We start from the raw sequence: 557 nt of genomic DNA, 5'->3' as shown, positions 1-557 counted from the left end.
GGTAAAGAGATGCTCGATCAGAAACCCGATCTTGATGCGCTCTTTATCCCGGTGGGAGGTGGCGGTTTAATTGCCGGTGTAGCGGCTTATGTCAAATTTATCGCTCCCAATTGTAAAATTATTGGCGTAGAACCTGAAGAATCTGCCTCGATGAAGGTTTCGCTCGAAAGTGGTGAGCGTATCAATCTTCCACAAGTAGGAACATTTGCCGATGGAACTGCCGTTAAACTCGTTGGCGAAAAGACCTTCGAACTATGTCAAAAATATGTCGATGAGATTATAACGGTTTCGACAGATGAGCTCTGTGCTGCAATGAAAGATATCTTCAACAATACAAGAGCACTCAGCGAACCATCAGGTGCTCTGAGCGTTGCCGGCATTAAAAAATATCTTCAAGCACATCCAAACGCAGGTTTTAAAAATGTTGCCGGCATCCTCAGCGGTGCAAATATCAACTTTGATCGACTTCGATATGTCGCAGAGAGAGCAGAGTTAGGGGAAAGAAATGAGGCGCTTATTGCCGTAAAAATCCCTGAATCTCCCGGTAGTTTTCAAAA

The 557-nt window shown here is 44.5% G+C and carries 1 protein-coding gene; it reads left to right on the top strand.

All coding sequences use genetic code 11. The features are described 5' to 3' along the window. Positions 1-557, top strand: a 557-nt coding sequence (locus FK529_RS20960; protein WP_146564365.1) for a pyridoxal-phosphate dependent enzyme, incomplete at both ends; no start/stop codon positions are given.

Origin of the sequence: Tsukamurella asaccharolytica, assembly GCF_007858435.1 — a bacterium.
GTDB classification, from domain to species: Bacteria; Actinomycetota; Actinomycetes; order Mycobacteriales; family Mycobacteriaceae; genus Tsukamurella; species Tsukamurella asaccharolytica.
The sequence above is the reverse complement of the archived record's forward strand: the minus strand, read 5'-3'. Positions and strand labels throughout refer to the sequence as shown.